The sequence below is a fragment of the Paenibacillus terrae genome (assembly GCF_005217525.1).
Taxonomy (GTDB): Bacteria; Bacillota; Bacilli; order Paenibacillales; family Paenibacillaceae; genus Paenibacillus; species Paenibacillus terrae_C.
This window is the reverse complement of sequence record NZ_PNXQ01000016.1, coordinates 539,390-539,755: the sequence shown is the minus strand read 5'-3', so window position 1 is coordinate 539,755 and position 366 is coordinate 539,390. Positions and strand designations below refer to the sequence as shown.

The window sequence follows — 366 nt, the reverse complement described above, 5'->3', positions numbered from 1 at the left end:
AAGCACCAGTTGCTAGCTCTGAGCCAAGTGTTGCTGCACAAGGCGGAGCTGCAGGTACAGCTAGATTTGAATATAAATTCCCAGAGCTGGGCGAAGGTCTTCACGAGGGCGAAATCATCAAGATGCACATCAAGCCCGGCGACAAAGTAACGGATGAAGATATCATCATGGAAGTACAAAACGACAAGGCTGTAGTTGAAGTTCCATGTCCAGTCAATGGTACGGTTCAAGAAGTATTTGCCAAAGACGGAGACATCTTTAACGTAGGTCAAGTTGTGGCAGTAATTGCTGCAGAGGGTGAGCTTCCTGAACAAGAAGAAGCACCGGCTGCCGCTAAACAAGAACAGGATGCTGCACAAGGCGGAG

The 366-nt window shown here is 48.6% G+C and carries 1 protein-coding gene; it reads left to right on the top strand.

The features are described from left to right. The coding region (locus C1I60_RS25905; RefSeq protein WP_353505575.1) for a biotin/lipoyl-containing protein at positions 1-366 on the top strand (366 nt) is incomplete at both ends.